We start from the raw sequence: 23,573 nt of genomic DNA, 5'->3' as shown, positions 1-23,573 counted from the left end.
GTTTTTGCATGTATCGCTCCTTATGGTCCGAAGCCTTCCAACACAAACGATCCTGGTGCTGCCATTGTCGCAGGTTCCTCTAACCGCTGTTGGACATGTGACGCCACCGCGGAAGATTGGTGGACCGTGAGATGGTCAACGCTGGGAGTTTCGTGGACTGCTCCGGAGGCCAGTCCGCCCTGCTCGCTGGTTCGCGACACGATACGGTCGTTGGGTTCGTTCCATAGGGTTGGGAGGCCGATATTCCCTCCTTGGGACACCGCCGTCAAGTAGTCGCGAACATTTTGCACAATAGCCGCTGGGACGTTGAGCGCGGCCCACGCGGTGCTGTCAGCGCACACAATCCCTGCTTGAACGAGACCTAGAAACGTCCCGCCCGAGTCGGCCGTCACACCGACACAATCTCGTAGGGCGTTAAACATGATGCCGCCGACTTCGACCGTCGTCTGGCCCACGGTAATGAGGTCTTCGACCACGCGGCCCACGTCCCGAGCAAAGACGGGCAGCTGGTCTGCTGTCACGCCCATCTCAGGGTCCGCCCGCAATCCGCAGAAGAGCATCAGGCCAATCCACAGACCGCGGACTTGCCGGTTATGGGAGATGATTCCAGGGTCGGTGAGGCCAACCACGGCATGACTTGGCACGCCCAGTCGCTCCTGGTTACTTGCTTGTAAGGCTGAGCTTCCGGAGGCCAGATCATCCACCGCGCCACCCGTGGTGACCATCCCGTTCTTATGTAGGAGGGGAATCAAAAGCCGGCAGGTGGGATTATCGTATGTGAAATCAGGGAGGCCGAGACTCGTCGGAGCGCGCTGGTCGCGGACCGCCTGGACGACCTTGGCCGCTTCGCTGCCCTTATGGGGGGTGTCGATCGTAATCAATTTGCGGAGACGCCTCTTGCAGATATCCGACTCGTTTCGGCAATATTCACGAACCAGCAGACCGCCCATGCTGTGGCCAATGATGTCGGCCTTGGTCCCCGCGAGCCGTTGAGCCGTGACGTCGCCCACCAGTTGCTCTAAATACTCACCAATTACGCCGTAATTCTCGCTAAAATGACCCGCGTTGTTAGTACTGTAATCAGCCAGGAGCGTTCGAAACTTCCCGCCTTCCTTCAAGGAAGTATCCAAGAAGCTCCACGTCGTGGGATCCGCCCACACCCCATGCACCAGCAGCACCGGCGGTCGTTTGAGCCGCAGCACCCGAGACACCAACTCCATGTTGCTGGTGTCCAACACCGTGACATCCACAAACCGGCTGGCCGCCGGCTCGTCCTTGGCCTTGAGGTCATCCGACCCAAACCGCACGAACGTCTCCGGCACCTGGTAGAGGGCTTCGGCATAGGCCGGCTCGCCGGCAGGTCGTGTGACGGGGACCGGTAAGCGGGTGGCCCCGCATGCCTGGCCGGCGGCCGTGCCGAGCACGCAGAGCCCGCCCAGGCCCACGTCGGTGCTCCGGTGCGCGGGGTCCTTAAGCTGCAGCGACACCGTGTCGCGGCCCTCCAAGACCTGGCCGGTGACCCGCACCTTCAGCCGTGTCACCCCATCTGTCACCGCCCCGTCGTACGTCTGCTGGTCGTTTGTCGGATCCACAAACTTCACCGTCCCCTCCGCCCAATACTGCACGGCCACCACATCGTCCGACAGGAACACTGTTTGTTCATCCGCGGCCAAATACCGCGGGGCCACTTCGCCCTTGAGCAGGCCAATGCGCTTGGGCTTCGTGGGATCGGTCAGGTCGATGGCATGCAGGGTATTGAACCCGTTGCCTGCAAAGGCCATTCGCCTTCCGGGGATGCCGATGATGCTGAACAGCGGTTCGCCGAGATTGAGCGAGCCCAGCACCGTGGGCGACGCGGGGGCGGTCACGTCCACGACATGGAGCACAGAGCCCGCGGTGACCAGGGCCAGGGTCTTGTCCTGCTCAGCGCCGGTGAGCGGATCGAGCACGCGGTACCCCGAGGCAGCGCTCACGCGGAAGGCGCCGGGCAGGGGCAGCGTGGCCAGGCGCTCGCCAAAGGCCGCGCCGTTGAGTACGGTCAGGCCTTGGTTGCTCACGGCCAGGACCAGGTCGCCCGCCGCGGCCACGTCGCGCGGGGCGCCGCCGATGCTCACGGTCTGTTGCACGATCGGGGTGCGGCGGTCGGTGCGGGTCTTGAGCGTGGCGAGGTCCACCACCTGGATGCCGGTCGGCACGACGGCCACATACGCAGTCGGCCCGACCACCGCGACCCGCAACGGGATCCCTTCGCCCGGGCTCCGGCCAAAGACTTGCTCGATCTCGGGGTTCGGCGGCCAGGTGATGGCGGCCCCCTTCACAAAGGTCGGCGCCGTCGGCGTGCCGACATCCACCAGGCGAATGAGCCCGAAGAGCGCCGAGGCGCTGACCGAGGAGGACACATCCACGGGAAAGCCGGACGACCCGCCGAACGTGCCGGCCGCCAACCCCGCGTCAAACGTATCGAGACTTAACGCGCCCGTCCCGAAGGTCTGCGTGCCGTACTTGTGCGCGACGACCACGGCTTCCTGGCCCAGCGCGAACCCATTGTTGGTCTGGCCCAAGAGATCGAGGCGTCCCAGTGCCATGGGCGCGCCTGGCTCGCTGACATCGAGGGTCACGAGTCCCTGGGTCTGTTCCAGACCGATGAGCGTGGTCCCGTCGAGAGACACGCCGCGGCCGTTGGCGAGTGGGGTGCGACTCACGACGCTCAGCGGCATAGTGGAAAAGCTCACGGAGAGCGGGTTGGCCAACGGCTTGCCCTCGGTGTCGGTAATCTGATCTGTGAGCACGACGTCGTAGGTCGCGCCGTAGTGCAGATAGCCGGTGGGGGTCAGAATGATCTCGGCCCCGGTCCCACCGATTTCAGCCGGCACGGTCTGGCCGGTCGCCCGGTCTTGGAGATAGAGAGCGGTGGCCGTGGCCTGCACCGGCTCGGAGAACGGGATCCGGACCACCGTGTCGATGGTGAGATCCGTGGAGCCATCCGGCGGGGAAATCCCGGCGGTGACGGCCGTGGGCGGCGTGTTGGGGATCGGCGGCGGCAGTTGGCTGCGTTCGCTGGCGGTCACGATCCGGAGCGTGAGCCGCTGCGTCGCGCGCTTGCCGGTGAGGTCGTCCACGGTCGCCACCAAGGTCAGCAGGCCGGGATCGAGCGGCGTCAGGGTCACGTCCGCCGTGGTTCGCTCCGTGCCCAAGCCTTGCGGTGCCAGGGTCTGCACCTGGCCGTTCTGCGTAAGCGCGAGGCTCGCCACGAGCTGGTCGTCCTGGGCGGTCAGGCTCAGCGTGAGGGGGCTGTTCACCAGGCTGGTGCCTGCGAACAGCTCTGGCCCCTTGGCCGCGAGGCTCAGTGTCGGCGCAGCCTGATCTTGTTGCCGACTCACCACGAGGTCTTCCAGCAGCACATTGGCCGCCAACGAACTGGTCGTGGTCGGGTCAATGGTGGGCAAGGTTTCGGTACGGCTCAAGGTGCCCCGCGGATCGAGCGCGGTCACGGGGGCGGTGAAAGAGGTGCTGCCGCCTGGCGCACTCAAGAGCAGCGCATAGGTGCCGTCGGCCTGCGCCACCGCCAGCGGCGAGGGCGCGGCGGCAAGGCTCGCAAAGCTGCCCTCGCCGACATAGGCCCCGGCGGCCACCACGTCGCCCCCGTCGTACACGCCGTTGGAGTTGCTGTCCCGGAAGACAATGCCCGAGACCACGACCGTTTGTACGCCCGCGGGATAGGCAACCACGGCATAGGTGCCTTCGCTGGTGACGCCCGGGAACGGCGGGCTCGCAGTGACGATCTCGTTGCCCACGACCTTGGCCGTGGTGATCATGGCCCAGCGCTCCGTCCCATCCGGCAACGTGAGCCGTTTGAGGACAAACGGCCGTGCGCCGGTGGGAAAATCAGCCGGCTTGGGTACGGCAAAGGTGGCCTCCACCCGCCACGGGATGCCCTGGCTGGTGATGCGCCAGGCTCCGATCGTCAACACCGATGGGGGGAGCGGGGGAGGGGGCGAGGGGGCGCTCGGATCAGACAACGAGACAGGCGTCAGAGTAAAGACTGCGGGGACCTTGAGCGCTTGGGCAGGGATGACGAGGCGAGAGTCATCCGGGCCGCCCACCTCGCCGCCGGTAGTGCCAACGAACGTCCGGCCGTCGGCTGCCCGCATGGGCGGGAGGTCTGCAACCGTTTGGTTGCCGTCGGCATCCCGAATCAAGAGCTGCAGCTCGTCGCCGATGGAGCCGAAGATGCGGGCAGTAAAGCTGCCGTCGGCCAAGACGGTGACGGACGTGGTCTCGCCGGTGGCGAGGTTCAAGAGCACCACGGGGTACACCGGGTCCACGGTGCCTTGTGTGGCGGTCACCGTGATCATCCCGGCGTCGTCCGGGAAGCTCACGTTCATCCGCCCGGCCGCAGGCCGCGGCGGCGGGATGACATTGGCGGTGGCAAAGGATGTGGTCGCGGCCGCGGCCAGCGGGCGACTGAGCCGGTCCTTGAGACCGGTGGTCAACGTCAGGGTGTAGGTGGTGTTGCCCACCAGGGCGCGGGGGTAGAGGGTGAGTTGGGTGCCATCCGCACTGGCAATGGCCAGCACGCCCACGTCGGAGGCGGTATCCCGAAGCGTGATGGCGGTCGCGGTGAGGGAGGCGGTGTCCACGGCGCGGTTGAACGTGACCCGCAGAATGGCGCGGATCGACACGCCGGTTGCGCCCTGCGCGGGCTCGATCGTGGTCACGGCAAAGGGCACCACGGCCAGCGTCAGGTCGCGGACCACCACCGCATCCTGCTGCGAGATCTCGATGGCGGCCGATGCCTGTTCCGCGGTGGTCGGATCCTGGGCCGTGACCGTGTTCGCACCCACCACCCCGACCACCACGTAGCGACCATCCGCGCCGGTCTGATCCACCAGCGGGAGCCCGCTCGCGTCAACCACCGCTCCCGCGCGCGCGGCCTGGTCGTTGCCGCGCACCACGCCGCTGATGAACCCCACGGGTGCCGGCGGTCGGAGGATCACGTATTCTCCGCCTTGCCGAATGCCGGGCAGTGTGATTCCGGAAACGGTGGTCTCGGTCGTCACCAGTCCCCCGCTGACCCGGCCCACCGCCACCAGACGCAGGCGTTGGCTGCCCCCGATCGGCACGATCTGGGCGATGAGGAGTTGGCTCCCCGGCTGGTACGTCGCGGGGGTTGGGACCGTCAACGTAGCCGGCGAGCCCAACACGGTCTGCGGGAGGTCCAACGCCACTGCGGCCAAGGCCTGCCACTCGCTGGGGACCGGCACCGAGGGCGCGGGCAGCACCGTGAACCCCACGGGGATGTCCGCTGTCAGGGCCAGGGACGGGATCGACAGATACGCGCCCTCGGGCGTGGTTACGGTGGCGCCGGCTGACCCCACCACGGCCGCGGGCGTGTCGCCCTCGTGGGTGCGGATGTCCAGCGTGATCGTGCCCAGGAGCAACTCGCTCAAGCTATAGCGCTGCGACGGCGTGATGGGGAACGTCGCGGTCAGGTTGCCGTGCACGCCGTCGTCCGTCATCCGGTAGAGGATCAGATCTTCCCGGTAGCCCGGGCCGATCACGACCTCGCCCTGGCGCGGATCGAAGCGCTCGGTGACTGCGGCGGTCAGCACCATCCCGCTGGGGAGTGGCGCGGTGCCTGCGGCCTGGGTCAGCGTCACCGTGCCCTGGGCTGCGGGCTGGATCGGCCCCTCCGTACTCGGTGGCGCGGCGCGCGGCACCACGCTGCCCGTGGCTGCGATGCCGTCAGGATAGCCCGCGCTAACGCTCCCGGCCAACGGCTGCCCCGCGATGGGTGCGGGCGGCGCCACGGTTCCGGAATCGGGCAGCACCATCGCGAACTGCCCCGGGCCGGACAGATCGATGTCCAGGGTGGACGCCGACCAGCGCGCGGGCCCCACGACCACCCACTGGTGGCTGGCCTCATCGTAGCGCACCACCGTAACGGCCGCGGTCGAGGGCACGGCGCGCGAGACGACGAACGTCGCCGGAATGGTCCACGTCGTGATCGACGCGTCGATCTGGGCGGCTGCGATCGGCGTCCACCCCAATGGCAGGGGTGCGACGAGGCCTTGGCGTGAGAGCGTGGTGACCCGAACCGCGGTCGGGACCTGGAACAAGCCGGCCGGCACGTCGAGTCGGATCGGCGCCGACGCGCCGGGCGCCACCCCGCCCCCTGCATCGAGGGTGACCTCGTTGGGATCGACGGGCGTGAGGCGCGCATCCAGGAGCGTGAGCTTGCGGCCGGCTTGAACCGTGCCCTTGCGCTCCGATGCGGTATAGCCTGGCTTGGTCACTCGCACGACCACGCTGCCGGCTGATTGTGTGAGCAGGTAGATGCCGTTGTCACCCACCGAGGTGGTCGCTCCGGCGGCCGATGCGTTCGCGCCGGCCATCGGTAGCCCCAGCGAATCGTCGAACACCTCCCCATGGACAAACCCTGGCAGCGTGGCTGCGGCGGTCACCCGCAACGTGGCGGTGGCCGTGCCTGAATTTCCCGCGCGGTCGACGGCGGTCACGGTCAAGGTCACGGTGTCCCCTACCGCGGCCGTAACCGGGATGGTGTACGCGCCCTGGCGCGAGGCGTGCGGGTCGGCCAGCGTGGCGTCGGCCACGGTCACGTTGCCGATCGCCAAGATGAGGCGCACCAGCCCGCCCGCATCGTCGGCCGAGCCGACCAGGGTGACATTCTCCCCCGCGGCCACGTCGGCGGGCGCGTTCGCCTGCACGACCGGAGGGATCGAGTCCACCACGATGGAGAGAGCTCGCGTCGCGCCGTTGCCCACCGCATCGACCGCCCGGATGGCAACCGCGTTATCGCCCTCGGCCAGGGACACGGTGTATTCCCAGGCGCTCCCGGTGATGGGCGCTGGCTGGCCGTTCACGGTCACAGTGGCGCTGGGGTCGTCAACGGTTCCAGCCACACGGATCGTGCGGCTGTTGGTCAGCGCGCCCGGGGCCGGAGTCGTGATGATCAGGTGCGGTGGTTGGGTGTCCAGCGTGACGGTCCGAATAGCGGTGGCGGAGTTGCCAGCCACGTCCGCGGCGACGACGGTCAGCAAGTTATCGCCCTCGGTCAGCGTGACGCTCGCCTCAAAGCGCAACCCGCTGACAACAGCCGTCACCCCGTTCACCGTGATGGCCATGATGGCCTCGTTCACGCCTCCCGACACGGTGAGAGCGGCTGTGGCCGTCACCGCACGATCCGTTCCATCCAGCGTGATCACCGGCGGTGCGGTGTCGATGGTCACGGTGCGGGTGACAGTACTGGCGTTGCCGGCCGGATCCGTGGCCACGATGTCGAGGGTGTGCGGGCCGTCGCTCAGCAGGCGATCCGCACTCCACGAGGCTGCGGCCGGCGCGGAGACCCCGCCCACCACCAGGCTGGCAGTGGGGTCATCCAACGTGCCCGCAACGCGCACTGCGGGATTGTTGGTGAGCAGGTTATTCGCAGGGCTGGTCACGGTCAAACCAGGCGGCGTGGTGTCGTAAACCAGATGCCGCTCGACCGACGCCTGGTTGCCCGCGGCATCACGCACGGTCAGCGACAGGACCTTCGGGCCTTCCCCACCCAGCGGGCACGACGCCACGAACGCTCCTGACTGGGCGGGCACTGCCTGCGGCGCGCCTGCGCAAGAAAGCTCAATCGACGCGATCTGGCCATCGTCGCTGACCGTCCCGCGCACCGCCACCGGGGATTGGTTCGTGATGAGGCCGTCTGCCGGCGCGTCGAGCGCGATGACCGGCGGCGTGTGATCCAAGATCACGGTGCGCGTGGCTGTGGTCTGGTTGCCCGCCGCGTCCGTGGCCACGATCGCGATGGTGTTCGCGCCACCGGCCAACGCGACCTGGCCTGTCCATTGCCCGTTGGTGACCGAGACCGGCTGGCTATTCACGGTGACGACTGGCGCGGAGAGCGCGTCGCTCACCGTGCCCGAAATGGTGACCGGAGAACTGGCTACGAACTGGCCATCCGCTGGCGTGGTGACCGTGAGCGCCGGAGGCGTCTTGTCCAGCGCAATGCTGACCGTGGTGGTGGCCGCATTGCCGGCCGCATCCTCCGCCGTGCCAGTCACAGTTTGACCGGCTCCCTCGGTGCCCACGATCTGCGCCGGCGGGCACACGGCAACACCGCTCAGATCATCCAGACACGTAAAAGTGATGGTTGGGTCGGTGCGATGCCAGCCCACGGCATTGGCCGCAGGACTGACCGCGGCCGTGATGGTGGGAGGCTTGCGGTCCAGGTTGACGGTCATCGAGGTTGAAGCGCTGTTGCCCGCGCGATCAGTCGCGGTGCCGGAGATAATCTGGCCAGCGCCTGCAGTCGAAACCGTAACGGGATTCTGGCAGGTGGCGATCCCCGAAAGCGCGTCGGTGCACGTAAAGGTGACCGTGGCGTCGGCGCGGTGCCAGCCGGCCGCGTTCGGTGCCGGCGTGATCGATGCGGTGATCGCGGGTGCCACGCGATCCAGCGTCACGGTCGCGCCCTGTTCCGCGCGATTGCCTGCCGCGTCCACCGCCACGATGGTCAGCGCGGCGGGCCCATCGTCGGAACGCGTGCACGAGGCGGTAAAGTCGCCAGCCTGCACGTCCAACGGCGTGCTGTCAGCCGCTCCAGGACACCGGAGCTCGGCCGAGGCCAAGAGGCCGTTGTCTGTAATTGTGCCGCGTACGGCCAGCGTGGGCTGATTGGTGGCGCTGCCATCCACCGGCGTATCGAGCGTGATCACCGGCGGCACATTGTCCAGCGTGACCAGCACGCTGGCCGAGGCCTGGTTGCCGGCCGCATCCTGCGCAACCGCTGTGATCGTGTTGAGCCCGCCCGCCAGCGCCATACTCGTGTTCCACTGCTCCCCGGCCACGGTGACCGGCTGGCCACTCAGCGTGACGGTGGAGCTCGATAGGGTGTCGCTCGCGGTCCCCGACACCGTGATGGGCGACGCGGCAAAGAACTGGCCCTGGGTGGGGGCGACGATCTGCACGCCAGGCGGCGTCTTGTCCAGGGACACGGGTACGGTCAGCGACGCCGAGTTTCCCGCGCGGTCGGTCGCGGTTCCCGTGATCCCCTGATTGCCGGCCTCGGTCGTGACGGTCACGGGCGGCGAGATCGTGTCGATACCCGAGAGCGCGTCGGTCGCACCAAAGCTCACCGTGGGATCGGTCCGGTGCCAGCCCGCTGCGTTCGGAGCAGGATCGGTCGCGAAACTCATGACCGGCGCGGTGAGATCCAGGTTGATCGTCACCTGAGCCTGCGCGCTGTTTCCAGCCACATCCGTACAGGTGCCGGTGATCGGTTGGTTGACGCCCTCGGCCGCAACCGTGATCGGGTCCGTCACCGAGGCGACGCCTGATGTGGCATCAACGCAGGAGAACGAGACCGTCGGCGCTATCCGGTGCCAGCCCGCCGCGTTGGGCCCGGGGGTCACGCTCGCGGTGATCATCGGTGGGGTATCGTCCCGGCCCTCGATGACCAGGGTGATCAGGCCGCCAGGCTTGCCCCGCACTTCCACGCTCAGGGTCGTGGACGCGGTCAGCGAGACCGGTTCCTCAATGTACTGGACGTTCTGATTGAACTCGCTGGGCCCCAGCACGGTGGCGCCGTTGATCGCGATCACCGAGCTGGAGACAAACTCCGTGGGCGCATCGACCAGCCCGCCGTTGTAGACCCTCAGGAGATAGGTCGTGCTGGGATCACGTACCGCGAGCGTATCGACCTCGGTGATCGGCGCGCCGGTCCCCCGGGTATACGTCTTCTGGAACAAGGAGAAGGTCCCAGCCCACGCCGGGTTCGGCAGGACCCCCAGCAGCGCTCCGACGAGGCCGAGGTGCGCGACGCTGACCGCCTTCGAAGGCCGGGAGGCTGGGAGGAAGCCTTCCACCACGGGCACTCCAGCAGGTGAGACCGCGAACCATACTAGACCTGAATCCCGACTTCAATGGGGTCAGCCCTTGACTTGTGACAGGACGCGGTCAACCGTCTCCGCCAGCCGCTGATCCCCACCCAGACGCGCCGCAACTCGTCGCGCGGTCTGGGCGATCGCCGAGGGCCCGACGCCGCCGAAGAACTGCCCCAAATCACGGTTCGTCAGGCCCGTCGTTCTTTTGAGGACGTAGATGGCCACGCTCCGAGCGTCGGCACGCGGTGTTCGCGAGGCCAAGATCTCAGACCGCGACACCTGACACACCTCGCTCGCCGCCCGCACGACCTCCTCCCGGTTCACGTCCCGCGTCAACGCGCGTCGCCCTGACACCTCGGTCCGCGCCAATCGCCCGCGGTCCACTCGGCCGAGCACCTGGCGGACGAACGCCTCGCTGCCCACGATGAGCCCGCCGTGGCGCTGAGCCAATGGGTCGGCCGGCGGCTGCTTCATCCCGTCCTCCACAAACCGGCGGTAGCGATCCGCCGCGCGGTGCCGATCGCCCGGCATCAGGCCCAGGGTCACGTCGGTGGTGACCAATCCATCGCCTGTCCCCGTCACGAACTCGCGATAGCTGCTGAAGGGGTAGGCCTCGGGCCGCGCCGCGAGCCCGGCCCGCACCGGGTTGAGATGCACGTAGCGCGACAGGGCGAGCAGATAGGCGTCGCGATCCACCACCAACGCCTTGAAGCGCCCTTGAAACAAGTGCCCGTTGCGCCGGTGCTTGGTGTTGATGTACGTCGTGTACGAACCATTGAGAAAGTGCATGGCGCGGCTCAGATTCGGCCGCAGAGTCTCGATCACGAGGTGGTAGTGGTTGGTCATGAAGACGTAGGCATGCACGCGGCAGTCGTATCTCACGATCGCCTCGCCGAGGTACTCCCGCCACTGCGCGACGTCGCGCGCTCCGAAACTAACTGGCTGGCGATCGTTGCCGCGCGAGGTCACGTGGTAGAACGCTCCCTCGTACTCGATCCGCAGTGGTCTCGCCATATCTATATTCGAGTTTCAGCCGACCGCGTACATGCGACACTTGTCACAAGTCAGGGGCTGACCCCGCTCTACGCTCTAAAAAAAAACGCAAGCAATGTGCCACCAACCACGGGCCGCGAACGCCGTGGGCCTAGCGAGGATATTCCTTTTCTAAATCACAAAGTTCGGTGGGTTTCAGATTTTGGTCGATCGATCGAGCGCCAGAGAGTTTGGCGTCAGAATCAGGGTTTTGACAAACTTGTCAGGCAAATTTGTCAGACAAATTTGTCGCTAGCCGGCCTAGCCGGCTCAGGCTTTGAGCGATGCAATCACCCGGGCCAGGCGCTCGCGCGCGTCTTTGGCGATCGGCGCGAGCGCGGGGTTGCCCACGATCCCGAGCGCGGCATCGGGGTCCTGCGCGGCCACGACCGTCTGGCCGTCCTTGCCCTCGTACACGATGACATTACACGGCAACAACAAGCCGATCTCCGTCTCCGACGACAGCGCCTTGTGGGCCAGCGGCGGGTTGCACGCGCCCAAGATGATGTATTTGGGGAAATCCACGTTGAGTTTTTTCTTCAGCGTGTCCTTCACGTCGATTTGCGTGAGAATCCCGAAGCCCTCTTGTTTGAGCGCCTCGGTCACGCGGGGAATGGTGTCGTCGTAGGATGTCTTCACTGTCGTTCGGATGCCGTACGCCTGAGCCATGACGTCTCTCCTGGTGGGTGTGCGGGCCTAGCCTACCACGGCGCTGGACGATTGTTCTAGCGCGCGTTGAGACAACGCGTCCAGGCTGTTCAAAAAGCTCCGGCCGCAAGGCCGCAGGACCCGCCGGAACCGGAGCGTACTGGGTGCGTACGTGAGGATTCCGACGGGTCCGAGAACGCAGCGGACGGACTTTTTCAACAGCCTGCAGGGAGCAGCTTGCCATACCCGGCTCGTTTCCCTATCCTTGCGGCGCATGGAATTTCTCTCCGATCCCGATGTGGTCCTCATGTTGCGCGTCCGCGACGGAGACCGCGCGGCGTTTGATGTGTTGATCGACAAGTATCGACGGCCGCTGCTGAACGTCATCGCCCGGACCATCGGTCGCGACGCGGATGCCGAGGATCTGGCCCAGGACGTGTTCGTCCGGGTCTACCGTGCCGCGACGCGGTATGAACCGAACGCGAAGTTCTCCACGTGGCTATACACCATTGCCCGCAGGGTGTGCCTGAATCATGCGAGAGCACAAGCACTCCGACGATGGCTTCCCTTTGCGGGCGACGACGCCGACGCGCAAGATTCCGCCCCTGATCCACCCGATACTCGATTCCCGGATCCCGCAGCCGACCTGGAACGCCGGGAGCTCCAGCGTGTCGTGGCTCGAGCGGTGGCCGCTCTCCCCGAGCGCCTGCGTTTTGCCGTGATTCTCCGGCGCTACGAGGAACTCAGTTATGACGAGATCGCCGACATTCTGGGCTGTTCCGTGACCGCGGCCAAGCTGCGGGTGCACCGAGCCAACGCGCTGTTGGCCGACCGCCTGGCCCCCTACGTTCGGGAGAAACCATGAAACTATTTGGGCACTTGCGGGTTCTGACTCATGAAAGGATGCAGAAAAATGGCTCCTGATCAACACCACGCTGCCTTGGCTCCCAAATGTCGGGCGGTACGCCGTCAACTTGGCGCAGAATTGGACAGTCCGACGCCCGATGTGGCCGCGCATCTGGCGGGTTGCACGGCCTGCCGGGCTGAAGCGCATCGGCTGGGGGCTACCTGGGCGCTGCTGAAGGTCGTTGAGCCACCGCAACCGTCGTCGCAATTTGCCCGAGGCGTCTGGACTAAGATTGCCGCGGCCCCCGGTACGCCAAGTCTGGGTTGGGGCCGCCTGCCGGTCTGGTCCCTACGGGCCGCCGCAGTCCTGGCCGTTGCCCTCGCGGCCGTGATCCCGGTCGTCGTGTGGCAACAAGACCGGCACGAGCGCCCCGAGTTGGTCGCACAGTTGGACCTCGTGGAATCGCGAGAGATGCTGACGGATATTGAGGTCGTCGAGGATCTCGACGTATTGTTGCTGCTTGATGATCCGTAGCCGGCTGGCGACCATGGGCGCGCTCTTCATGTTGATCTATACCGGAACCGAGTCGGCCGCCGAAACGCCCTCCGCCGAGCCGAAGCGGTCGTGGTACTCGGTGAGCGGCCTGCTGGCAGGTCGCTACGAGGCGGTGTGGAACATCAACCCCGCGCTCGATCAATCACTCGATCACAACGAGTCCAGGCTCCTGGGCTATGTCACGGCCACCCTGTCGGTCCGCCCCCTCGACGCGCTTGAAGGGGTCCTCACCCTGGCCTCGCGCGAGATTTCGCGCGAGACGCTGGATGACGGCTCGGTCGAAGACCGGTGGGGAACCACCCGCTTCATCGACGAGGCTTGGCTCAAGGCCAGTCGCGGCTCGTCGTGGATCAAAGCCGGCAAGCAGCGCCTGGTGATCGGCCGCGGATTGGTGCTGGATTCGTATCAGCCCGCCGTGGCCGGGAACCTCGCGGTCGGGACAACGAGCCCCCGCGTTGACGTCAAGGCGTTCAGCGCGGGGCTGGATGAAGACGGCGTCCTGCGCGAGGACCAGAGCCTGTATGCCGGAGGACGCGTCGACCTGTCGTTCCCGTTCGCAGGCCGCGTATCCGTGTCCGTTTCCCGATTGTGGGACCGGAACGCCACGATTCCCACCCTGTTGCCCACCAACATTCGCCTGGCCCTCGACAACGCACCGTTCCGGCCGGACGATGGGTCGCTGATGTATTGGATCGTGGACGGCGCGGCGCGGAGCGGTGACTGGACTTTCGATGCGCTCGCCGTGCTGCAAACCGGCACGCTGAGCGGGGTCGTCAACCCGTCGATCCCGCAGCTGGCCCGCGAGGAAACCATCACCCTGCTGGGAAAAGCGGCCGAGGCCTCGGCCACATACCGTGTGAACCATCGTCTGACCCTCGGCGCCACGGGCCTGTATACCGGCGGCGACTCCAGGGGGCCGATCGCCGTGCTGCGCGACCGACGATACGAGGCCTTCGTCGGCATCTACCCGCTGATCGACGCCACCAACCTGTTCTTCAACGGCGGGATCGACTCGGCCTTCACCTCCGGCACCCCCACCGCTTCCGGCGTGCTGGGCCGCGGCGTGTTGGCCGGGGTGCTGACGGCCAACATGGCCATCGAACGCGCGACGCTGCGCGTGGTCGCCGCGGATCTCTGGTCGGAATTTCCAGCCACGGACGGTTCGGGCCGCCACTACGGAGTGGAGATCGACACCGAATGGGCGTACGCGCTCACGGACTGGCTCACCGCCCGTCTCGAGGCCGACGTGTTGGTTCCAGGATCGTTTTACCGCACTGACCTGGACCCGGAGCCGGTTTACAAGCTGGCCATCGGAACGGATGTCGCGTGGTAAGCCGTGTTCTGCTCGTGGTGCTGATCGCGTGGACCGTAACCGCGGCACCGGCGGCCGCACAACCCAAGCCGGAAGCAGATTCGTCTTCCGCGCCACAGCCCAGGCCGGACGACGCGAGTCCGGCCGCGACGAAACACGGGGGAGGCGAGCAGCCTTCGGCGGACGACGAACTCATCAAGAACCTGGACTTGATCGAAAATCTCGATTTGCTGGACACCGTGGACGTGCTCGGCGCCGTGGGTACGCCGAACACGCCTGAAGAGGAGTTTTGATATGAGTCGCATACTCGTGCTGCTTTGCATGCTCGGCGTGCTGACGCTGGGACCGGTGCTCCCATCCGGTGTGGCCTCCGCCCAGGAAGCCAGCGGCTCCGCCAGCGGAGGCGACACATCGGCCCTGGAACGCAACCGGGCACGGTGGGAGCGTCTTTCTCCCGCTGAGCGCGAGGCTCTTCGCGAGCGATGGCGGAAGTATCAGCAACTCTCGCCCCGGGAGCGCCGGGAGTTAGCCGAGCGCTATCAGCGCTTCCGAGAGCTCCCCCCCCAAGAGCAGACTCGAATTCGAGAGAACTTCCAGGCCTGGCGCAACATGCCGCCTGAACAGCGCGAGCGAATTCAGCAGCGACTCGAACGACTCAGGCAGCTTCCCGCAGAGCAACGCCGCCAGGTCCTGGAACGGTCACCCCGGTTTCAGCAGCTCCCACCCAGCGACCAGCAGCGCCTGCTCAATCGTCTGAACCGCCCTCCCAGACGCTGAAACTTTTCCCCGCGTGAGGTGTTGAAAGGGACGAACGTCCTTTTCACGGGAGACCACGCCATGAAACAGCTACTAAACAGCAAAGGCGCCCGACTGCTGGGTGCCGTCATCGGACTCTTCGCCCTCGTGGGCCTGTCAGGCTGCGCCGATTCGGGCGGGGGAGACTCACCGGCCGCCGGCACGGTGACCCTGGCCATAACCGACTCACCCAGTGACGCGTTCCAAGCGGTCGCGGTGACGATGTCGTCGGCCGCGTTGATCGGCGACTCCGGTTCCGTCGACATTCCGTTCCCGGACGGTGAGCCCATTACCGTGGATCTGCTGGACCTGGACGGAATCAACCAGATCCTGGCCACTACGTCGATTCCTGAAGGCACCTATGCCAAGCTGCGGTTGCAGGTCACCGCGGCCACCGTGACCTTTGCCGACGGCACCACCCAATCGGTCGACCTGGTCGCCAACGGCAAGGTTGACCTGAACTTCCGCGGCCCGATCACCATCACCTCGGACTCGACCACCGCCATCCAACTCGATTTCTCCGCGGCGGACTCGATCAAGCTTACGACCACGGGCTCCGGCCGCCTCATCCTCCGGCCGCAGATCTTCGTCGGCACCACCCCCACCAGCGACGACGGCACCACCCCGCCCATCGACAACCTAGCTGGCGTGATCGCAAGCCGGGACGACACAGAGCGCACGTTGACGCTCAACGTCCGTCGGTTCCTCCAGGTGGTGGTTGAGACGACCGACGACACGGTCATCGTGGACGAAGACGGAAGCGCAGTCCTGTTCACCGACTTGAACGTGGGGACGTTCGTCCACGTCGAGGGCACGCTGGACACCGAGGGCCACGTTGTGGCGTCGCTGATCCAGGTGGATGTCGACCGGCGACTCACGCGGGGCTTGGTGACCCAGCTCGACCCCACCCTGGGGACGTTCACCCTGCTGCACCGCGACGAAACCACCACGCCCGTGACCTTTGACGCGTCGACCCAGGTCTTTTTCCTGGGCACAGCACTGAACACCGCCGACCTGTCCAACGGTCAAATCGTGTATGTACGGGGATCAGTCGACACCACCGATCCCACGATCGTACACGCCGCCGTGATCCGCATCCGTCCCGATCGACTGACCGGCACCGTGGTCGATGCCAGTGGATGCGCCACCGGCACTTTGTCGGTGGAGATCAGGGCCGCGCACATCCTGGCGCGGTTTACCGCGGCCGGGATCACGCTGTCGCCCGAGAACACGATCGGGCTTGATCTGCCGAGCGAATTTTCCTGCGATGGAGTCGCCGATGGCGTACGGATTCGCGTCTTGGGCCGCCTCACGCCTCACGTGCCGGATGCCACCGACCCCAACCCGGTTCGTTTCCTGGTCGTGAACCGGTCCGTGCTGCCGTGGCACGGCGGCGCGACCGGGATCATCGTGGTGCTCCCTCAGGCCACGGTCACCGGAACCGTGGGAACGGTCACGCCGAACACCGACAACCCCGGCATCGGCACGTTTGTCTTGACCGTCGCGGCAAACGCCGAACTCTTCTGTGACCGCGACGGACGGCCGTTGAGCGGCGACATTACGGTAGTGGTGACCGCGTCCACCGAATTCGACGAAGGCCTGGAATTCTCCACGGCATTGGAGGGCCAAACCGTCACGGTGGAAGGAGTCATTACGGCTCGACTGCGACTTCTCTCCATTATCGACCGTCTGAACATCGCTCTTGTGGCCACGGAAGTGCACGCGGCCGGGTCGTAACCGGATCACTTCACGTCAAAGATGAGCAAGCGGGGGCGGCGCAAACACGCCGCCCCCGCCACTTCAGGCTAGGCAACGAGAATCTCGATGACGAACAGCACCCCGAGCAACGGCAGCACAACATACGCCGCGCGCGTCGAGCGGGACTTGGGCGGCAGGACCATCCAGGTCTCGGGGTAGATCGCCGCCGCGGGAATGTGTCGGCCGGGCTCGAACAAGCCCAACGCGCGCTCAATCCGGATGAGCGCTTCCTTGGCTCCCGCGTAGCGCGCGGCCTCGCGCGAAACCTGATACAGCAACGCACCGATAAAGATCGCCACCGCCGCCGCACACAACAGGCGCTCCATCACCCCGAACTCGTCGGCCCATATGGCGTACCACAACATGCCGCCGACCAACCCCGCTCCTCCGAATATCGCGATGTTGCTGATGCGGGCCGTCCGGCGGTAGACCTCTTCCTTGAACATTGGGCACAACGTCGTCAACAGGTCGCTCATACGTCCTCCGATCGTGAACTGCTGGAATAGATCGACCGAACAAAAAACGCGGGCCGATCGTAGTCGGCATGGGAGACCGTGTCAACCGAAGAGGCACAAATCCCCCCATCCTATGCCTACCGCCCGTGCCTTTCCCACCCCGAAGCCGGTATGATACAGGGGTCGTTATGCCCCTTTCAGCTTTTCATCCCGTTGTCGCCGACTGGTTTAAGACCCGGTTCGGCCCGCCGACCGACGCGCAGCAACAGGGTTGGCCGCACATTGTCGCGGGACGGAATACGCTCATCGCGGCGCCGACCGGATCGGGGAAGACCCTGGCCGCGTTCTTGGCGTCGATCGACCGCCTGCTGAGACGATCCCTTGACGGACGCCTGGCGGATGAAACGCGCGTACTCTATGTTTCGCCGCTCAAGGCGCTCAGCCACGACGTGGAGCGAAACCTCACCGGCCCGCTTGAGGAGATCAGCGCGGCCGCATCCACGTGGGCTGACCGGCGCCTTTCACCGATCCGCGTGGCGGTCCGCACGGGCGATACCCCGGCCGCGGAGCGCCAGCGGATGGTACGCAAGCCGCCGCACATTGTGGTGACGACGCCCGAGTCGCTCTACCTACTGCTGACGTCGGCCAAAGGTCGCGCGATGCTGCGGACCGTTGAGACGGTGATCGTGGACGAAATCCACGCCGTGGCGCGCGACAAACGCGGCTCACACCTGGCCTTGTCGCTGGCTCGGCTCGATGCGCTGTGCGAGCGGCGGGCGATCCGCGTGGGCCTCTCCGCCACCCAGGCGCCGATCGACGAGATCGCGCGCTTCCTGGTGGGCACGGATCGCGTGAGGCCGGACGGCGCGCCGGATTGCCGGATCGTCGATGTCGGCCACCGACGGAAACTGGACTTGGCCATCGAGGTCCCGCCCTTAGAGCTGGCCGCGGTCTGTTCCAACGAGCAGTGGGAAGAGGTGTACGCGCGGGTGGCCGAGTTGATCGCGGCGCATCGGAGCACAATCGTGTTCGTCAACACGCGGCGCCTCGCCGAACGTGTCACTCTGCGCCTCACCGAGCGCTTGGGCGAGGGTGCGGTCTTGTCGCACCACGGGAGCCTTTCAAAGAAAATTCGACGCAACACCGAGCTGCGCCTCAAATCCGGAGACCTCAAGGCCGTGGTGGCCACGGCGTCGCTCGAGCTCGGTATTGACGTGGGATTCATCGACCTGGTGATCCAGATCGGCTCCCCGCGCTCGATCGCCGTCTTCCTCCAGCGGGTGGGACGATCAGGACACGCGTTGGGCCACGTGCCCAAAGGACGATTGTTTCCGTTGACGCGCGACGAACTGATGGAGTGCGCGGCGTTGCTTCGATCGGTCCGGCGCGGCGACCTGGATCGTGTCGTGATCCCGGAGGCGCCGCTCGACATCCTGGCCCAACAGATTGTGGCCGAAACCGCGTGCGAGGAATGGCCGGAAGACGACCTCTTCCGACGGTTTCACGCAGCCTGGCCGTATCGGAACCTCTCGCGCGATCGATTCGACCAGGTGGTCACCATGCTCGCGGATGGCTATGCCACCCGGGTCGGGCGCGCCGGCGCCTATCTTCACCACGACCGGGTCGGCAAGCGTCTCAAGGCGAGGCGCGCTGCGCGACTCACCGCGCTCACCTCGGGCGGCGCAATTCCGGAACTCGCGGACTACCGGGTGGTGGCTGAATCCGAACAGACCGTGGTCGGATCAGTGGATGAAGACTTTGCGGTGGAAAGCATGTCCGGCGACATCTTCCTGCTGGGCAACACCTCGTGGCGCATCCAGTACGTCCGCGCGGGCGACGTGGTGGTGGAAGACGCGCACGGAGCGCCCCCCACGATTCCGTTCTGGCGCGGGGAAGCCCCGTCGCGCACCCGCGAATTGTCCGCCGCTCTGTCCGAGTTACGACGCGACCTGTCCACACGCGTGACGGAACCCGAGACGGCCGTGTCGTGGCTGACAGAAGAATGTCTCGTTGACGAATCAGCCGCTCGCCAGATGATCGCCTACACGCAGGCGCAACTCGCAGCCGTGGGGCTGCTGCCCACGCAAGACCACATCCTGATCGAGCGCTTTTTCGACGAATCCGGGGGGATGCAGCTCGTGATCCATTCGCCGTACGGCGGCCGGATCAACCGGGCGTGGGGTCTGGCGCTCCGCAAACGCTTTTGCCGCACGTTCGACTTCGAGCTGCAGGCCAGCGCGGACGACGACGGCATCGTGCTCTCGCTGGGGCCCCAGCAGAGCTTTCCTCTTTCCGACGTGCCCGCGATGCTGCCGTCCCGCCAGGCTGAGCACGTCTTGACGCAAGCGGTCCTGGGCTCGCCGATCTTCGCCACGCGCTGGCGCTGGAACGCCAACCGCGCGTTGGCCGTGCCGCGCCAGCAGCACGGGCGCCGCGTGCCGCCGCCCTTGCAGCGCATGCGGTCGGATGACCTCATAGTCTCGGTGTTCCCCCAGCAGATGGCGTGCCCGGAGAATCTCCCGGGCGGAGATATCCCGATCCCTGATCACCCGCTCGTGAACCAGACCATGCACGACTGCCTCTATGAAGCCTGCGACCTTAAAGGTTTTGTTGAACTATTGCGCGGGATCGAGTGGGGCCAGCTCGCGATCACCGCGATCGACACGCGTGAGCCGTCGCCGTTCGCCTACGAGATTCTCAACGCCAATCCGTACGCGTTCCTGGACGACGCGCCGCTGGAAGAACGGCGCGCCCGCGCCGTGGCCACGCGGAGGACGTTGACCCTGGAGTCGGTCCGCGACTTGGGGACATTGGACCCCGAGGCGATCGAGCGCGTGCGGCGCGAAGCCTGGCCGCTGGTGCGGGATGCCGACGAGCTCTACGACGCGCTGATGCTGATCGGCATGATCTCGGCGGATGAGGGACAAGCGTGGGCTCTACAATTCGATGAGTTGGTGAGGACCGGGCGCGCGATCGAAGCCGCGGATCAGGGCGGACACCGACTGTGGGTAGCCATCGAACGCTGGCCGATGATCCAGGCCTCGCGCCAGGATCTGCGAGTTGAAAATCCCCCCATCCCCCCTTTGTCAAAGGGGGGTAAGGAAGGATTTACGGAGGAGGAGTCCGATCTCGTGCTCGTCCGCGGTCGGCTTGAAGTCTCAGGCCCGGTTGTCCCGGCGGATCTCTCACACATCGTGGGAATCCCCGTCTCCCGTATCGATCGGGCGCTCCTCCAACTGGAACACGAAGGCTTCGTGCTCCGTGGCACGTTCACGCCAGGGAGCAACCAGACGGAGTGGTGTTCCAGACGCTTGCTTGCCCGCATCCACCGGCTGACACTCGACGGCTTGCGGCGCCAGATCGAACCCGCGACGCCTGAGACGTTTATCCGATTCTTGTTGCAGTGGACGCACTTGGCCCCAGGCTCGCACGTTATCGGACGCCACGGTTTGCGTGAAGTCTTGGATCAGTTGCAGGGATTCGACATGCCCGCGGTCGCGTGGGAACGCGACATCCTCCCCGCCCGCGTCGCGGACTACGATTCCCACTGGCTGGACGAGCTGTGCATGTCCGGGGAGTTGATGTGGGCACGCGTGACGCAGCCGGCGGGTACGAACAACGAGACAGACGGCCGCGCGCCTCGCAGAACCGCGACCCGCACCATTCCGCTCTCGTTGCTGGCTCGCGAGGCCCTGCCCTGGGTGGGATGGCGCGCCGCGTCGAAGGAGATCCCCTCGGTCAGCCCGAAAGCGCGGACCGCGTTGGATGCACTGAGCCGCCACGGTGCCTCGTTTCTCTCCGACCTGTCATCCGCCACGCGCCTGCTCCCCTCCGAGGTGACAGTGGCGTTGTGGGAGCTGGCGGCCGTGGGCTTGGCCACGCAGGACGGCTTCGCCGGAGTGCGATCGCTGGTGGACCCGCGCCGCCAGCATCGCGGCCGGCATCGTCAACCGCGAACCGTGACGCGCGGCCTGGGTCGCTGGAGCCTGCTCTCGCGACCCACACCCACAGACGATCGGATCTCCGACGAGGTCCTCGAAGCCTGGGCGCGGCAACTCCTCCGGCGCTACGGCGTGGTGTTTCGCGAATTGATCACCCGCGAGGACGCGGCCCCGCCGTGGTCCCGCCTCGTGTCCGCGTTCAGGCGACTCGAATCACGCGGAGAAATCCGCGGCGGTCGCTTCGTGTCCGGCGTGGGCGGCGAGCAGTATGCGTTACCGGAAGCGGTCGAACCGCTGCGGAGACTGCGAGAGGCCCCGGCGGAATCGACCCCTGTCGTTGTTTCGGCGACCGACCCTGCCAATCTGGTCGGCATCATCACGCCCGGCTCTCTGGTGCCGGCTCAAGCCGGATCGTGCGTAGCCTATTTGAATGGACGATTCGCTGGCTTGCGACAAGGTGCGGGAGTCGAGGTGTCCCCGGATCTGGATGCCGAAACTGCGAGACGCGTGGAGCATGCGCTCTTGAAAGGACCGACCACCACCTCCCCGGATGACCAGACCCAGGGCGGGTCCTGGCGCGACGAACTCAATGCGCGCCGCAGAATCGTGCGGCTGCGGACCGAAGGCAAATCCCCCCAGCCCCCCTTTATTAAAGGGGGGCTAAGAGGGTCGTATTCCAGTGGGAAGTCGTCTGATTAAGATCCCCCCTTTGAAAAAGGGGGGCCAGGGGGGATTTGCAGTTCGGTTTCAAAGGACCCAATGACCCCGGACATCGCCTCCCTCCCTCCCGACGACCGCATGGCCTCCTACGTCAAACGGATCGCCACCGGACCCGAGATGAGCAAGAACCTGTCGCGCGAAGAAGCGCGCGACGGCATGTTGCTGGTGTTGCGACGCGCGGTCGATCCCGTGCGATCCGGGGTGTTCCTGGTCGCGTTGCGCATGAAACGCGAGACCGACGAAGAAAATCTCGGCGTGCTCACCGCACTGCGCGAGACCACGCACGCCGCGACTGCAGACGTGGACGACCTCGTGGACCTGGGTGATCCCTACGACGGCTTCGCCCGGCACCTCCCCGCCTCACCCGTTCTCCCTGCGGTGCTGGCTGCCTGCGGCGTACCGACCGTGTCGCACGGCTGCCAAACCCTCGGCCCCAAGTACGGCGTGACGCATCACCAGATTCTCAAAACCGCCTGTCTGCGCGTAGATCTGACCCCGGAAGAGGCCGCCGCGCGCATCGCCGATCCGAATATCGGCTGGGCTTACGTAGACCAAGCGCAATTCCACCCGGAACTCTACGCCTTGACCGAGCTGCGCCGCCTGATCATCAAACGCCCGTGCATCTCGACCTGGGAGAAGCTCTGCGGCCCGGTTCGCGCCCGCGGCAGAAATCACTTGATCGTGGGCTACGTCCACCCCGGCTACGAGCGCCCGATCACGCTCGCCGGCCGAGACGTGGGCTACGCATCTACGCTCGTGGTCCGCGGCATCGAAGGCGGCGTGATCCCGTCGCTCAATGCGCAGACGCGGGTCGTTTCGTACCAGAGCGGCAAACCGGACGAGGAGTGGAAACTCAACCCCAAAGACGCAGGCATCGAGTCCACGCGGCGATCGGTTCCGATCGCCGCAAAGGCCGATCAAAGCACTGCGGACGAGGCCATCGACGACGCGTCGCAGGAACCCGACCTGTCCCGCCTCGCAGCTCCGGCCGCTGAAGCAGGCCTCGAAGCGCTCAAGGGCAAACCAGGTCCAACGCGCGACAGCCTGGTGCTGGCTGCGGCGATGATTCTTCGTCAGGTGGGACGAGCTGAGACGTTGCAGGTGGCCGCGGATCTAGCCCGGCGCGCCCTCGACTCGGGTGAGGCCCTACGGAGACTGGCATGCAATTAGACGAGGGACAGATCGAAGTACTGGACGATGCAATCGCCGAAGTCTTGCGTCGCAAGGAACCTTGGAAGCGTCTGGCGATCGGATTCGCACTGTGGCGGGATACCCGCAAGATGATCGAGTACCATGTGCGCATCCCGACTGGAACGACGAACAGCGGCTCGAAATCGGGAAAGAGAGCGTCCAACAATTGGCGACGGCCCTCGGCGTCCAACCGGCGATCATCATGTTCCCCGAGTACGAAGCCGCTGAGATCACCCGAGTGGCGTGACATCCGTAATACGCGAGAAGCGGGAGGGGAACACGCGTATCACTAACAATTATTGAGTTTTGCGTAAGTAATAGAACATCTATTGCCACGGGGCTGATGGGAGATCCGATGCGAGGACAAATGAGCGGAGCTTCTCTCCCGAGCGGCGGACACGGCGGGCGCTGGCATGCAGGTGG

Annotated in this window: 13 protein-coding genes; 9 read left to right on the top strand and 4 right to left on the bottom strand. The window is 65.9% G+C overall.

Translation table 11 applies throughout. The features are described 5' to 3' along the window. Nucleotides 1-20: 20 nt before the first annotated feature. From AB1451_14760 to AB1451_14750, 3 genes are all read right to left on the bottom strand, one after another. Entirely contained in the window at nucleotides 21-9,878 is a 9,858-nt protein-coding gene (locus AB1451_14760; protein MEW6684157.1) for an Ig-like domain-containing protein, read from the bottom strand. A gap of 63 nt (nucleotides 9,879-9,941) precedes the next feature. Then, complete coding sequence (locus AB1451_14755; GenBank protein ID MEW6684156.1) at nucleotides 9,942-10,910, bottom strand: transposase; 969 nt, start codon at nucleotides 10,908-10,910, stop codon at nucleotides 9,942-9,944. 288 nt (nucleotides 10,911-11,198) lie between these two features. Further along, nucleotides 11,199-11,597, bottom strand: a complete 399-nt coding sequence (locus AB1451_14750; GenBank protein MEW6684155.1) for a DUF302 domain-containing protein — start codon at nucleotides 11,595-11,597, stop codon at nucleotides 11,199-11,201. A gap of 253 nt (nucleotides 11,598-11,850) precedes the next feature. On the opposite strand from AB1451_14750, the gene AB1451_14745 reads away from it, so the two are divergent. From AB1451_14745 to AB1451_14720, 6 genes are read left to right on the top strand one after another with little or no spacing between them, the layout of a single operon-like run. Further along, nucleotides 11,851-12,441, top strand: coding sequence for a sigma-70 family RNA polymerase sigma factor (locus AB1451_14745; protein ID MEW6684154.1), 591 nt, complete (start codon nucleotides 11,851-11,853; stop codon nucleotides 12,439-12,441). 48 nt (nucleotides 12,442-12,489) lie between these two features. After that, on the top strand, nucleotides 12,490-12,957 hold the full coding sequence (locus AB1451_14740) for a hypothetical protein (GenBank protein ID MEW6684153.1): 468 nt from the start codon (nucleotides 12,490-12,492) through the stop codon (nucleotides 12,955-12,957). Beyond that, complete coding sequence (locus AB1451_14735) at nucleotides 12,947-14,311, top strand: hypothetical protein (protein ID MEW6684152.1); 1,365 nt, start codon at nucleotides 12,947-12,949, stop codon at nucleotides 14,309-14,311. Before AB1451_14740 ends, AB1451_14735 begins: the two co-directional genes overlap by 11 nt. Further along, nucleotides 14,305-14,583 carry a hypothetical protein gene (locus AB1451_14730; GenBank protein ID MEW6684151.1) on the top strand — a complete coding sequence of 93 codons (279 nt, stop codon included), beginning with the start codon at nucleotides 14,305-14,307 and terminating at the stop codon, nucleotides 14,581-14,583. The genes AB1451_14735 and AB1451_14730 overlap by 7 nt, the downstream gene beginning before the upstream one ends. 1 nt (nucleotide 14,584) lies before the next feature. Beyond that, entirely contained in the window at nucleotides 14,585-15,067 is a 483-nt protein-coding gene (locus tag AB1451_14725) for a DUF3106 domain-containing protein (protein ID MEW6684150.1), read from the top strand. Between the two features lie 60 nt (nucleotides 15,068-15,127). Beyond that, on the top strand, nucleotides 15,128-16,822 hold the full coding sequence (locus tag AB1451_14720; GenBank protein ID MEW6684149.1) for a DUF4382 domain-containing protein: 1,695 nt from the start codon (nucleotides 15,128-15,130) through the stop codon (nucleotides 16,820-16,822). A gap of 68 nt (nucleotides 16,823-16,890) precedes the next feature. On the opposite strand, the gene AB1451_14715 is transcribed toward AB1451_14720, so the two are convergent. Next, nucleotides 16,891-17,319: a hypothetical protein gene (locus AB1451_14715; protein ID MEW6684148.1), complete on the bottom strand. Its 429-nt coding sequence runs from the start codon at nucleotides 17,317-17,319 to the stop codon at nucleotides 16,891-16,893. Between the two features lie 167 nt (nucleotides 17,320-17,486). Between AB1451_14715 and AB1451_14710 the strand changes: the two genes are divergently transcribed. From AB1451_14710 to AB1451_14700, 3 genes are all read left to right on the top strand, one after another. Further along, nucleotides 17,487-21,938, top strand: coding sequence for a DEAD/DEAH box helicase (locus AB1451_14710; protein ID MEW6684147.1), 4,452 nt, complete (start codon nucleotides 17,487-17,489; stop codon nucleotides 21,936-21,938). A 60-nt stretch (nucleotides 21,939-21,998) separates the two neighbouring features. Continuing rightward, nucleotides 21,999-23,129 (top strand): anthranilate phosphoribosyltransferase, encoded by a 1,131-nt coding sequence (locus tag AB1451_14705; GenBank protein ID MEW6684146.1) that lies wholly within the window; start codon nucleotides 21,999-22,001, stop codon nucleotides 23,127-23,129. A 91-nt stretch (nucleotides 23,130-23,220) separates the two neighbouring features. Beyond that, nucleotides 23,221-23,397 carry a hypothetical protein gene (locus tag AB1451_14700; protein ID MEW6684145.1) on the top strand — a complete coding sequence of 59 codons (177 nt, stop codon included), beginning with the start codon at nucleotides 23,221-23,223 and terminating at the stop codon, nucleotides 23,395-23,397. The last annotated feature ends 176 nt before the right edge of the window (nucleotides 23,398-23,573 follow it).

It is taken from the genome of Nitrospirota bacterium (assembly GCA_040757335.1).
GTDB lineage: Bacteria > Nitrospirota > Nitrospiria > 2-01-FULL-66-17 > 2-01-FULL-66-17 > JBFLXB01.
The sequence above is the reverse complement of the archived record's forward strand: the minus strand, read 5'-3'. Positions and strand labels throughout refer to the sequence as shown.